A 12,917-nucleotide genomic window follows, 5' to 3' on the forward strand; every position below is an offset into this window, starting at 1 on the left:
CGACCGCACCGCCGCGGTGGACGACCGCTCCGCCCCGGGGGCCGACGACAGCGCCTCGGCGTCCGCCCGCGAAACGTACCGGCTCCAGTACCGGTGAGACGTTGTCTGGCGTGAGGCGCGCCGGTGTCATCGGAACCGAGCGCGCCGGCGCGCTCAGCATCAGGGTCGTCGCGAGCGCTGCGGCGCAGACAGTCGGGCTTGGCAGGGTCTTGGCGAAAGAGATCATCGTTGCATCCTCCCTGGCGTACGCATCGGCCGTTCGCTGGAGGTGTCGCGAAGACCTTTGCATTTTCGTTCGTCAGATTGCAGAGTGATGGGCGAACCGTCGATTAGGGCAAACCCTAAAAGGTTCTGGACGATGCCCTGAAAGCTTGCGTCGGCGCGCTCCATCGCCGTTACGGCGTCGTGCAGCTCCGCAGCGAATGTCTCTGTGCGGGATCCCGACGGGCGTAAGTTCCATGTGGGGGCTTCCAGTTTGCGAAGCGCTGCGCTTCAGAGATCGATCAGCTTCTCTTTGATGGCGTAGCGCACGACGGCCGCGGTGGTCGTCAAGTTCAGCTTCTTCATCGCGGCCGAGCGCTGCGCCTCGACGGTCTTGATGCTGACGTTGAGGATGTCGCTCATCTCCTTGTTGGTGCGCCCCTCCGCGATGAGCTGCACGACCAGCCGTTCGCGTGGGCTGAGCAGAGGCTTATCCCGTCCTCTTCCAGGATTGAGAAATGCGTTCAGTAGCCTTTCGGAGCTATGGCCCGTGAAGAAGGGCTTGTGCTGCGCCAAAGATTCGATGGCCGAAAGCAGAAACTGTGAGGCTTCGGATTTTAGGAGATAGGCCCGGGCGCCTGCCTCCAGCGCGCGTTCTACGATGCTGTCGTCGTCCCTCATGGTGAACATCAGCACCTCGGTGTCGGGACACCGCGCGCGGATCTGCCTCGTCAGTTCGATGCCGTTGATCGTAGGTAGGCCGTAGTCGAGGATTGCGATGTTGGGCTTGGTTGACAGCACGGCGGTCAGCGCGTCCTTGCCGTCGGCCGCCTCGCCAACGACCTCCCAATCCGCACGTGTCGATAGGATCGTCCGCAGGCCGGAGCGGACGACCTCATGGTCATCGGCGATGACGATTCTGATCATCCTGCGCAACGACCTCCTTACGCGCGTCCGGACCGCGTCTCCTCCAGATTAGTCGGGCCGCCGCTGCTGGGAATCAGGGTTTGCCCTCGAAATTGGACGGCCCCTCCCTAATTCCAGTAGCTCGGCCGGCGAGGGCTTCGGCTGTGCGGGGCCCGTCCGGGTCGCGCCCATCCTCGTCCGTCGTGCCCGCAACGGAATACGCAACAGAACCTCGGTACCCGAGGCATTCGACGTCACACGCAAATCGCCCCCGAAACGATGAGCTCGGGCCTCCATGCCGGATATGCCGACGCCGGCGCTGTCGGGCTTCGTTGCGAAGCCCCTGCCGTCGTCGCGGACGGCCAGAAAAAACATGTTTTCGGCGAGCGTGGCGCGGACATCAGCCCTGGTCGCGCCCGCGTGGCGCTGCACGTTCGTGAGGGCCTCCTGGACGATCCGGAGCGCTGCCCGTTGGAGGATCGAAGGAAGCGTATCGACCTCCTTCGGTACGTCGGCGTTGATCTCGATGCCGGTACGTTCCGAGAAGCCCGATGCGAAGCGTCTCAGAGTCGCGCAGAGCCCGTCGCGGTCCAGGGTTCGAGGATGCAGAAGGTAGCTGATCGAACGTATCTCACGGAGCGCTTCGGCGATCGAGTTTCCGATGTCCGCGATCGCGCTTTCCACGTCGACAGAGCCATGCTTCGCCTTTTCCTTGAGGGCCATCAGGTTCAGCGATGCCGCCGTCAGATGCTGTGCCGTCGAGTCGTGGAGCTCTTCCGCGTAGCGGGCACGCTCTCTCTCCTGGACCTCCACCAGCCGGGCAGCCAGACAGGCGAGATCCAGCCGAGATTCGTGGACATCCGTGACGTCTTGGCGGCTGACGACGATCTGGTCGCTTCCGCCGCCGCAGACGCGTACCGCATGAAGCCGGAATTGCCGCTTGCCAATGCCTGTGCCGACGCGCAGGGTCATATTGACTTCGCGCTTGGAGCCCGCGAGCAATGCAATCATTCCGCTCCGATATTCCGGAAGATCGGCTGCGCTTGGTCGAAGAAACGGAACAGAGAGATATAGCCGGCCGACGCATCCGCCCCCAAGTTCGGGACCGTGATCTGCCACGTAACGGTACCAGGCCGCATTTCCAAGGATGATGCGACCGTCGCCATCGAGCACGACGACTTCAATCTCGTCCCGCGTGTCGAGAGAGGCGGCCGTCAGCGGTTTCGACCAGGCTTGCGGGAGCGTTCCGCTCGACGATGATGCAGCCGTAGCGAGTGCGCCATTGACGCCGAACGAGGCGAGGGTAGCCCGGAGACTGGCGACTTGCTCGAGCAAATCGACTGCCTGCGCTCTGACCTGAGAAGAACCGGACCGCAAGGTCTGCGAGCGAAGCCTGTACTCGGCGATCGCGTCCTGGGCCCGCAGCAGAAGACAATTCTGCGGATCATGCCCCGGAGGGTTCTCCGCGACAGCGAACGGACGTTGTTGCGACATCAGGTTACCCCTGTCTTTTCTGATCGCCCGCGTCCTTTAGGAGCGCACGTCGAGTTTGCACGTTTTAGCGGAAGAGTGAACCGCCGAGATACCTACGGTTCGCACACCGTTCCGGCGGGTAGCGCCGGCATCTAGTATCGCGAAAAAGGATCTCCATCCAACGTATCGAACGAGTGCGCACCTCTCTAAAGATGCCGGGCGCTCGCTAGTGCCGCCGGGCATCTTTGTGTTGGCGGCTCTACGAAAGCCGCGGGGGGCATCGCCTAGTGGAAGGCTGTGATCTTCGCCTTCGACAACCTGGAGGTTATGGCCCACCTAAGATGATGGCAAGAAGAATCAGCGGCATGAATGTCGCGGACAATTCGAGAAAACAGGGGATTTTGCTAAAATGCGAGGCCGCGACTTCGCGAGCGTCCCGTTCCCAATCCTTTCGGCCCTACCCGTCCACTTCTCTAGCGAGCGGAGCGACAGGCGCTCCCGCGTGCCGGAGATGGTGACAGGCGACGAGATCGTCGGGATAGGCGAGCGCGAACTTCTGCAAGGCCTTCAGGCCCGAGTCCTCCGAGGTACCGGGCTTTCGAAAGAGCACTGCGTGCCAGTCTCCGACGAGTTCGCGTTGCCCGGGTGTTGATTCCTTTCGGGTGCAGATCAGTTCGTAGATCCGAAACTTCGCGGCGAATCCTTTTGGGCTGATGCAGTCGATCCCGCGAAACAGGAATTCGTCTTCGCAGCGCGTCTTGACGGCCTCGCTCACCAGCACCGTCGTCCCGTATTCCTTGTTCAGTCCTTCCAGGCGGGCCGCGAGATTCACGGCAGCACCGAGCGCCGTGTAGTTCATGCGATCGCGGGAGCCGATGTTTCCGACCACGACGTCCCCGACGTGAAGGCCGAACCTGGTCCTGAAGGGCGGAAGGCCCTCCGCGGCGAACTCCGCGTTCAGTCTGCTGTTGGCTTCGACGCAGGCCAGCACCGCGTGGCAGGCGTTGAAGACGTGCCGCTCGTCTTCGCTCGGCGCGTTCCAGAACGCCATGACCGCGTCGCCGATGAACTTGTCGACAGTGCCATGCCGGGCCATGATCTCTTCGGAAAGCACCGAGAAGTAGCGCGAGGTCATCCGCATCACGCTGGTGGGTTCGGCGCCTTCCGTGAGCGACGTGAAGTTCTCGACGTCCGTGAACATCACGGTCAGCTCCTTGCGCTCTCCGCCGAGCTCGATGGGCACTTCGCTTTCGACAAGCTTCCGGACGAGCCGCTTCGGGATGAAGCTCGAGAAGGTCCGGACCAGGTTCTTCATGGCCGAGACCGAGCGGCCCAGATCGTCGATCTCCCGCACCACGGACCGGATGCGCGGCGTGTCGGCGATGTCGAAGTGCCGGATGCCGTCGGTCTCGGCGGCGAGCGCCCTCATCCGCTTCGACATCATCGCTCCCATCCAGAGCACGATCGGCAGCACGGCGAGGACGAAACCGATGGCCGTTAGGAACAATCGGCGCCGTTCGCCTTCGATCTGGGAGTAGAACTCGTCGATCGGCGCCGATACGGCGAGCCACAAATTAGCCGGTCCTGCGGAGGCGATGGTGCGGAATGCCGCCGCATGGATCCGCCCGTCGGCGTCTTCGAATATCTGTTGGGAGCCGCCGGTCTTCTTCCAGGCCTCGATTGCTCTGGCGATGCCGATGCGGTCGACGTCCGCGAGCTTGGGCAGTTCGACGGTCGTACTTTCCTTGGGCGCGAGTAGCTCCGACATCTGCGGGTGGGCAAGCACCCGGTTCTGGTCGTCGAACAGGACGACCATGCCCGAGCGACCGAGCTGCTGCCTGCGCAGCAGCGCTTCGGCTTCCCGGTGAGGATGTCGCCGGCGACGACGCCGCGGGGAGAGCCCGGAATGGGCATCCGGAGTGTGTAGCCCGGCTGGCCGATGGCAAAAAAGATGTAGGGCTCCGTCAGCGGCCGCAGGTCCTTTTCGAACGCGCCGGCGTACCAGGGCCGCCGGCGCGGATCGTAGTCCGTAGACCCCGGCCGCCGCTCGACCGAACTCAGATCGTCTCGCAGGAAATCGATTGTGGAATCGGCGCGCGCTGGGCCTGAGATCACGACCAAGCGGAACTTCGCCGCTTCGGGCGCCTCGCTGCGCAAGCGCGCAGCGTCGCCGCCCCGCTCCAGGTAGTCCATCTGCACGAATTTGCCGTCGTCGTAGCCGGCGTAGAGGCTATAGAGTTGCCGGTTGTTGCGGAGCATCGACGCCAGCAGCGCGTAAAGGCGCGGATTGTCGCGGACAGCGGCCGATCGCACCGACGGCAGATCCTGCAGGATGTCCAGTCCGTCGCGGACCGCCATGAACTGCGCGTCGATGCGGTCGGCCGATAGCTGGGCGACGGTGTCGAGGAAGGATGCCGCCGCGGTCCGGGTGATGGCGCCGACCCGCTCGAAGCTGAGGTACACCAGCGACAGCCCGACGAACAGAACGGTTCCGACGAAGATCGCGATGATCGACGTCCTGAATCCAATTCTCAGGCTGCGATCGGGCATGTTTTTACCGCCGATGGGTTTCTGCCAGCGATCCATCTTGCGCCTTATTCGTCCCGGCGGCAAATGCGCGGAACTCCCCAAATTCATCGAATGAGCGGGAAGCGTTCCAAAGACGCGGCCGGTCTTGCGACCGCGCCGCCAATCAGGAGAGACGCCGTTTCCTAGGAAACTTCCGCTCAGCAAGACGTTTGAAGCGTGCTGCACCGCCCCACATGGAAGGAGACTTTCCAATGCTCGAACGACGCATTCTTATCGCCGGCATCGTCGCGACGATGGCCGCGCCGGCTCTCGCTCAAACCGCCGGCAAAGAAAGGACGAACGATGCCTCCAAGGACTCGTCGATGTCTCAAACCGCTGGCGCAGGAACCGGCACGATGGGGGATGCGGAGCAGAAGCACATGACGGACACGCTGGCGGTTGGTTCGATGTCGCTGCTCGCCTCGCGGGTCGCGGTCAAGAAGGTCCGCGACGACGACATCAAGCAGTTTGCCGAATTCGAGGTCGCCGAGCAGGAGACCATCGCCGACGTGCTGATGTCGATGATGGACCCGAGCAAGGCGACAGGTAAACCTAATCCGCCATCCGAGTCCGAGGCTCGCAAGCACGTCCCGCAGGACGAGCAGCCCACGCTGCAGAAGATGGAGCAGATGGAGGGCAAGGAGTTCGAGATGGCCTATGTCCGCGCGCAGACCGAAGGCCATCAGAAGCTGTTGCGCATTCAGGAGACCTATCTGGCGAGCGGTAAGGATCCTGCGCACATCAATGTAGCCAAGCTCGCACGTGGGCAGATCAAGGAACATCTGCAATTGCTGGCGGATCTGCGCGACGACGATGACAAGAACGCCACAACCGGCCGTTCGTCCCGGATGAAGAAGTAAACTGCTGCCGCGCAGTGCGATGCGGCTGGGGACGCGCCCGACGACAGGCGCGTCCAAAAGCGGGAGTCTGCCTGCCTCAGCATGCAGGTGACGGGCGACGGGTCGGCGGCACGGCATGCCGTGGGATCGGCATGCCGACCGCGTTCACGTTCCGGATGCAGCCGTTCCAGCCCGAGACAGTGCTCGCGGCTGAAGGACATTTCGGGTAAGACGTCGTCGCTTTCACCTCGAGAGCCGACCTACTCCACGAACCTTTGAGGACCCCCAGCTACGATGTTCCTGCGCCGAGTCTGGGCCCTTTGACATAAATCAATAGATGCCTGGGACCGGTCTGGGAGAACTGCCACCTTGGACCTCATCTAGGAAGCAAATCGGCACTCCGCCGCTGGGTCGCCGCGGTCCCGACAATTCGCCGTGACCGATGCCGAACAATGGCCGCCGGATACGGACTGCGTCCGGCACCTAGAAGCGCAGCACTCCAAAGATGAAAAGCAGCGCGACGGTGGCGAGGACGGAGACCGGCAGCGAACCAAGGCAGCCCAGTCTGTTCGAAAAGAAAAAGAACTGACGCTTCTAGGTAGCCTCAGTCATCGATTAGCGTGCCGATCAAAGCCAATAGAGCCTGGTGTTCTGGACCCTTGCCGCCTGCTCGAAGAAACTGTTCGATCTCGGTCAGGGATGTTCGTCCGCCCGAGCTGAGGTTCGGCTCATGCTCGACCATAGCCGCGCCTGATCGCGGATCGCGCACCAGCCGCCAGACGTCGCCGTTGGCGCTTTCGTAGAGAGTTCGTCCGGTCATGCCGGTCAACCGCGACTTGGAGATGACGGTTCCAACCTGAACTCAAACCCACTTACACCTACTTCCCCTCGCTAACACGAGATTCGCTCGTTCTTGCCGTCCTCGCATTTGAGACTTCACACGTTTGCTGAAACTTGCAATCATGATCTCGGAGAAAGTGGAAGCCGCATGAGGCCGGACAAACTGGACAAAGCTGTTGACGTGTTCATTTGGAACATCATCGAGATTCACTCCCAGTTGGAGGATATTCACTCCAGTTGGGCGAAGCTGCTGGGAGTTACAGAACCGCAGTGGTTGATGCTGATGGGCATAACAGAATTGGACATTGGGAAAGGCGTCTCAGGAACTGATTTGGCCAAAAAGCTGCGAGTGCATCCTTCTTTTGTGACCGGCCAAGCAAAAATTCTAGAAAAGCAAAAGCTTATATTGCGGCAGCCGCGATCGGACGATGCCCGCTTTGTGTTGATGTCGCTCTCGCCTAAGGCAAAGATAGATTTCGAAAAAATCTCCGAAAAAATGATCGCGTTGAATTTGACGCTGCTCAAAGATTTGAATGAAGAGGTGTTTGTCGACTTGAACACCACGCTCGCAGCGATTTCCAAGAATGCCAGACTAGGATCCCAATTATTGGCAATTGATATCGACACGACATCAAAGTGATCGCCTCACAGCCTCTTGATGGTGCTTAGATCCGTGCTAACCGGCACTGGAGCGAGAGCTCGCTTAGACTAGCTCCGAATTTACCGGTATCGCTCGCAATAAGGGCACGATCGTCACGTGCCTAACGGAGGCTCGGGAAATGCGTGTGTAAATTGTCCAAATCAATTCCGCACAGTGTACAGACCTCCAAAGCTTTTCGGGTCGCTTTAAACAGCGCCGAGCGGCCAAATCGGGCGGCCGGCGCGTCCAATCTAAAAGTTCCGCCGCTCCCCACATACCCAATTAGTAGCTCTAAAAAACCATGATTATGAAGCGCAATTATGAGATTCCTTGCTACGCCAGAGTCTACCCCGGCATCATTTGTACGTATTCGCGATAGCGAGATTCTGGTCCACATGAACGGACTGCTTGGCTGGAGAGAAACCAGCCCCTCCCGTACTACCGCGCCAAGGAAACACTCCACTTCGGGTTTCAAAGTGGAGGGCTCCCGTCGTCTAACGATGTTCTGATGTCCTTTAATCTCAGACCATAGGATCCTCACGACGTCGTGGGATTGTTGAGAAAGCGCGCCACAAGAGAGATCGGCCATCGGCACTCGCTTTTGTTTCGATTGGCGCGGAAAACACTTAGCGCCTCCAGATCGGCCGATCAAAAAGCGCAACCGATTTTGAACGCTGGAGTAGCTGCGCTGCATCATGGATGCGAGCTCGCTCGCAGATTTACCCTCACGGGCCAACTCGAGAAGTCGGACATCATCGGCGCTAGTCCATCGTTTTCCGCCACGAGTTCTGTCAGGAGCTGATAGATTCATACGGGTCAGAAGTCCGAGAAAGTATCCCAGAGAGATTCGCTGCAAGTTCGGCAAAGCAGCCTCTTCACAAGGGGCAGCCGGCGCGCAAATACTGGGTCAATGTAGTCATCTCAACTGCGAACAAGCTAGAGCCTCGAGACTAGGATGTCGGAGAAACCAAAAAAGATCTCGGCCTGTCCGAGTTGGCTTACCCTCAGTGCGGATCGCCAAAGCTTCGTATTTTTGCCCGAGAGAGCCGAGGTCGTTCGCAGGATATACGAGCTAGCAATCGGTGGAATGGGAAGTTACGCCATCGCCAACTATCTCGACGAGAAGAAGGTCGGCACTTTTGGGCGCTCCCCGTCTTGGGACAGCACCACCATCGACAACATGCTCCGGAGTAGAGCGACGTTGGGTGAGTATCAGCCGAAAAGCTACGCGGGCGGTCGTAGCAAGGGATCACCAATCGGTCCACCAATTCCCAACTACTATCCGCAAGTCATCGATCAAGCCACATTCGATGCAGCTCAACTCGCGCGGCGCCATAACCTTACGTTCCGGCGAGGGAGAAAAGGAAAACACCTGGTCAACCTGTTTGCTGGTTTGGGCAGGTGCGCGTATTGCAGCAGCGAGATCAAATATCACAGAGATGGCGGCGGCAAAGCGATGATTTGCTCGCAGGACCTCACTGAGCGCGGCTGCACGCGGACGGCTTGGTCATATGAAGACTTCGAAAAGGCAGTCGTCACCTTCCTTATCCATCCGACACTGGGAATGTTGGCTAACAGCGAGCGCAGATCTGAGCTGGAGCGTCTCCACAATCTCGCTTTGCAGCAATCGATTGACCAAAGCCACGCCTACAGCAATCGCGTCGCAATTGCGGTCATTCTCAAGGGAATTATCACTGACCTCTCCGTCGCGTGCGCGGGCAAAAACGCGATGCCAAGGCTATCAGACGCGCGAGTAGGACGTGACCTCCCAGGCAGGTACTTCGACATCTGTCTTTGGGATGGCCCTGCGCTCAGAGGGATTTCGGTAGGCTGAACGATCCTCGGCAGCCAGGCACCAACTCTGCGCCTAGCTCGATTCGAGCGGCAGTAGGCTGCTCTCCTTCTCCTAAAAGCCCTGAACGAAAAAGCCCCGGCGGTTTCCCGCCGAGGCTCTCTGTCAGGTCGTTAGACCGAACTTACCAGTTGCGCTGAGCGCGGAGCAGCAGGGTGATGCTGTCCTGATCCTTCAGCTCGTAGGTCGCGGCCGGCTTGGCGACCGGGAAGTTGTTGCCAGCCGCGATGACACCCGAATACTTCTGGTCGACATGGGTCCAGTTCAGGTCGGCCGAGAACGTGAGGTTCTTGACCGGAGTCCAGCGGGTGATCAAGCCAACCTGACCGATGTTGAAGTCAGGATTGCACGAAGTTACGCCCGCAACCGAAGAGAAGACGCCGCCAGCTCCGCAGAGGAAGGCTTTGGCGCCACTGCCAAACTGAGCTTGGGCGTACGCACCGTAGATCGCAGTGTTCCAGTAGGGATCCCAGTTGTGGGTGTAAGCACCACGGAAGCCCCAGGTCTTGACAGTTTCCTGCTGGCCACCGTTGATGAAGACCGTGTCCGGAGCAGCAACCGCAGCGACGCTCTGGTAGGCGATGCCCGAGCTGCCGTACATGAGGAACGAGCTACCCGCCAGGTTCTGGAAGTTGTAGCGGGTCGCACCGTCCGTGTAGACGCCCTGGATGTTGATCACGTCACCCGCACCGGTCGGGATGTTCTTGATCGACAGAGCGAGCTGAGCTGCCCAACCCCACTTGTCGTCGGGGTGGCCAGTCGGCTCGGTCGCGCCGTAATAGGCAACGTGGTTGTCATGCGCAGCGACCGACGCCTGGAACAGACCCCAAGCCTGGTCGACACGAACCATAGCGACGAGATTCGGAGAGCGCGAACCGCCGATGGAATTGGCGCCCAGCGCACCAGTGGTCAAACCGGCAATGGCCGCAGCACCTGACGCAGCTGCAGCGCTAAGGTTCAAGTTGCCGGCCTGGTAATAGGCCGTTGCATCTTCGGCCGAGAACGACGCCGTGATGCCCTGACCGAAGTCAGCGGTGTAGGTGAACTGGTTCACACCAGTGACCGTGCCGCTGCCGCCGACGAGACCGTCGAAGTTGTTGCCGGGATAGTTGGTCCAGGGCGCATCGAACTGCGACACGGCCTTACCCATCGTGAAGCCAGCGAACTGGATGAAGGCATAGTACACGCCGAGCGAACCGCCCGAGGTACCGCCGTCGGTCGGGTTGATCGACGAACCGACCAGCGCAGGCGACGCACCAGCCGTGTTGAGGCCCAGCGTGCTGGTATAGGCAGTGCCGCCGAAAGCAGAACCCGTGCCCTGATAGCCGCCCGTAGTCCAGGAGAAGACGCCATCGAAGAAGGTACGGACGACGCCGTACTCGGTCGCGGTGCGCGTGTCGATGTTGAGATCCTGACGAGCGCGAGCGGTGTAGTAGTTGCTCAGCCGATTGTGCGCGCCGGCCGGGGAGCCGTTCGCCGCACCATAGACGCTATTCGTGCCCAGCGCGACTTCAGCGCGCAGATAACCACCCAGCTTGATGCAGGTATCGGTGCCTGGGATGTAATAGAAACCCGCACCGTATAGGGAGCAGATCTTCACGTATTCGACCGCCTTGGCCTTCACGGGCAGATCGGCTGCCTGCACTCCGCCCACGGCGATCAGACCCGCCGCTGAGCCGAGCAAAAGGCTCTTAACCAACTTCATGTTAAACCTCCAAGTTGCTCTTCAGGGAAGGTCACTGACCCGGACGGCCAATTCCCCAACCCCCTCTAAATCACCGCTTTCGGCTCCTTCGCGTCTTCGGACACACCCGCATGAACGCGAGGGACTTAAGCGAATGACCTAAACGGGACGACCTTGGGATGCCCCCCTCCGTCGCGCACTGATAGAAACCGAAGAGTCCCGATCAATCAATGGAGGACCGCTCGAATTCGCTCATGAACCGAGCGTTTTCGGAGGATTGTTGCACAAATATCACGCAGCCGTGAAGTGGCGATTGCCACGTAAGTAGTTGTTTTTCCGGATACATTTTGGACGCGGAGGCGGAAGCTTAGCGGACCCGCGGTACCGCCCCATTCGACGAAGCAAGCGGCGGACTTTGTGCAACAGCAACGATTCTGTACCGCAGCGAATCTCTCCCGGCTCGCAGCGGTATGTGCAAACGCCCGGCTAGATTCCAGCGCCCCGCAGAAGCAGGGCTCGTCACCTCGGCCCCGAGGCGGGCCGGCCGGCGCATGCCAGCGAACGCTTTGCCGAAGACGCTCACGTCATGGTGGGCATGGCCGTCACTGATGGTTGCCTCTGGACGCGATGGGTTACTGGACCTAATTTCAGCGCTGGCCCGCGCTGGAACGAGTCGCCGGTGCTGCATTTGCTGGGGCCGCGATCGAGATCTAGCAGCGAGAGCTTTTGAAGCCAGTTCAACGACGTGGCGCAGCTCTCTCGCTGGGCATGCTTGCGGCGCTTGCGCTCGGCCTTAAGTCTTTGAATCGTGCACGGATGAGATGCGGCCAATGTGAAATCGCCAAATCTGGCAACTGATCTACTCAAGCGCGAATTCTCCAACAATCATGGCTCGCACCTCGAGACGCTTAGGGCCGAAGTCGACCGCGAAGTCGAGGCACAGACGACGGTCTAGGACGACTTCACTTCGAACCGACGTGCCCCAATGCTGGTGAAAGCGGCCACCTTGTCGCACGTGAACCTTTTCACTTCAGGTAATTTGCCGGGGATGTTCAGCGGGGCTTGCAGGGCGCCGTGCCGCTCTGCCGCTCTTTCGCTTCCGCCTGCATCGCCCGGGCGCATCGGCCCGGTCAATCCGACCGCTTCTGGCAGCATCAAACGCTGCGTTTTTTCTGGATCCCCACCTTCTGCGAATTTGCCGAAGGTCGTCTTAGGACGAACGACAGTAGTCCTGCCTTTTTCCTGCACAAGCCGGACGGCAAATTTGGCTGTAATACGGAACGCGGCAAATTTGCCGACTTATCACCGACGGGTCATTCGTCATCGTCGGTGCACAACCATGAAAAAGCCCCCGCTCGAATATGTTCATGCCTAGGTTTAATTGTGAACTATGTGCGTGTACCAGCCGGGTTCTCCGGCGACCAGCAAGGGCCGTCAGCGGGTTTGGTGATGCATCCGGCTGACGGCCTTTCCCGATCCCGAACTACGCCCGTCCGCTTCGCATGTGCACAATGATAGGAAGCTTCTGCTCGACCGCCTTCGCCACGACTGTGCCTGTCGTCCGGCCTAATTCTTCGGCGATATCCTTGATGTTCTTCGTCCCCGCCAGCGACTTGAGCTTTTCAAGGTCTGCTTCGCTCCAAGGCATATTCCAGCGCGCCATCTGTGTTCCATTGATCTGACGCCCCCATTAGTAGTCCGGCACACATTGTGGTTGAAAAACGTGGAAGATGCATTGTTCCCAGCGTGCCACTCGTGGCACGGGGTGTTCAGCCAGCGTAACAGCCTTAGGCACAAACTGCACCGTCCTTTAGGCAGAAACGTGCTTCGCTCTCCTCGCGCACTTACTCGCAGTTCAATTTCCCCTCAGCCCAGCCGGGAGGCGTCCGGCCCGGCGACCTCCTCCGCAGCTTC

The 12,917-nt window shown here is 60.1% G+C and carries 10 protein-coding genes and 1 pseudogene; 3 read left to right on the forward strand and 8 right to left on the reverse strand.

Annotated features, from left to right (window positions below; translation table 11 throughout):
• From SE91_RS37365 to SE91_RS37885, 5 genes and pseudogenes are all read right to left on the reverse strand, one after another.
• Positions 1-226: pseudogene (locus tag SE91_RS37365) on the reverse strand (hypothetical protein); the annotation flags it as partial.
• 266 nt (positions 227-492) lie between these two features.
• Positions 493-1,128, reverse strand: a complete 636-nt coding sequence (locus SE91_RS28260; RefSeq protein WP_061849983.1) for a response regulator — start codon at positions 1,126-1,128, stop codon at positions 493-495.
• A gap of 48 nt (positions 1,129-1,176) precedes the next feature.
• On the reverse strand, positions 1,177-2,601 hold the full coding sequence (locus tag SE91_RS28265; RefSeq protein ID WP_082813857.1) for a sensor histidine kinase: 1,425 nt from the start codon (positions 2,599-2,601) through the stop codon (positions 1,177-1,179).
• A gap of 436 nt (positions 2,602-3,037) precedes the next feature.
• Positions 3,038-4,087: an adenylate/guanylate cyclase domain-containing protein gene (locus SE91_RS37880; RefSeq protein WP_245318554.1), complete on the reverse strand. Its 1,050-nt coding sequence runs from the start codon at positions 4,085-4,087 to the stop codon at positions 3,038-3,040.
• Positions 4,078-5,334 carry a PDC sensor domain-containing protein gene (locus SE91_RS37885; protein ID WP_245318555.1) on the reverse strand — a complete coding sequence of 419 codons (1,257 nt, stop codon included), beginning with the start codon at positions 5,332-5,334 and terminating at the stop codon, positions 4,078-4,080. Before SE91_RS37885 ends, SE91_RS37880 begins: the two co-directional genes overlap by 10 nt.
• Positions 5,335-5,471: 137 nt before the next feature.
• Here SE91_RS37885 and SE91_RS28275 point away from each other — a divergent pair, with 137 nt between their 5' ends.
• The gene (locus SE91_RS28275; RefSeq protein ID WP_197489522.1) at positions 5,472-6,008 is read left to right on the forward strand and encodes a DUF4142 domain-containing protein; all 537 of its coding nucleotides are present in this window, start codon (positions 5,472-5,474) and stop codon (positions 6,006-6,008) included.
• Between the two features lie 583 nt (positions 6,009-6,591).
• Here the strand turns inward: SE91_RS28275 and SE91_RS28280 are convergent.
• Positions 6,592-6,807 carry a hypothetical protein gene (locus SE91_RS28280; RefSeq protein WP_061849986.1) on the reverse strand — a complete coding sequence of 72 codons (216 nt, stop codon included), beginning with the start codon at positions 6,805-6,807 and terminating at the stop codon, positions 6,592-6,594.
• 168 nt (positions 6,808-6,975) lie between these two features.
• Here SE91_RS28280 and SE91_RS28285 point away from each other — a divergent pair, with 168 nt between their 5' ends.
• Both SE91_RS28285 and SE91_RS28290 read left to right on the forward strand, forming a co-directional pair.
• Complete coding sequence (locus tag SE91_RS28285; protein WP_061849987.1) at positions 6,976-7,467, forward strand: MarR family winged helix-turn-helix transcriptional regulator; 492 nt, start codon at positions 6,976-6,978, stop codon at positions 7,465-7,467.
• A 955-nt stretch (positions 7,468-8,422) separates the two neighbouring features.
• Positions 8,423-9,301, forward strand: a complete 879-nt coding sequence (locus tag SE91_RS28290; RefSeq protein ID WP_061849988.1) for a recombinase family protein — start codon at positions 8,423-8,425, stop codon at positions 9,299-9,301.
• Between the two features lie 142 nt (positions 9,302-9,443).
• Here SE91_RS28290 and SE91_RS28295 read toward each other — a convergent pair whose 3' ends face one another.
• Positions 9,444-11,024, reverse strand: coding sequence for a porin (locus SE91_RS28295; RefSeq protein WP_061849989.1), 1,581 nt, complete (start codon positions 11,022-11,024; stop codon positions 9,444-9,446).
• Between the two features lie 1,462 nt (positions 11,025-12,486).
• The gene (locus SE91_RS28300) at positions 12,487-12,666 is read right to left on the reverse strand and encodes a hypothetical protein (protein WP_061849990.1); all 180 of its coding nucleotides are present in this window, start codon (positions 12,664-12,666) and stop codon (positions 12,487-12,489) included.
• Positions 12,667-12,917: the final 251 nt, after the last annotated feature.

Source organism: Bradyrhizobium sp. DOA1 (assembly GCF_001593325.1).
In the GTDB taxonomy this organism is placed as follows: domain Bacteria; phylum Pseudomonadota; class Alphaproteobacteria; order Rhizobiales; family Xanthobacteraceae; genus Bradyrhizobium.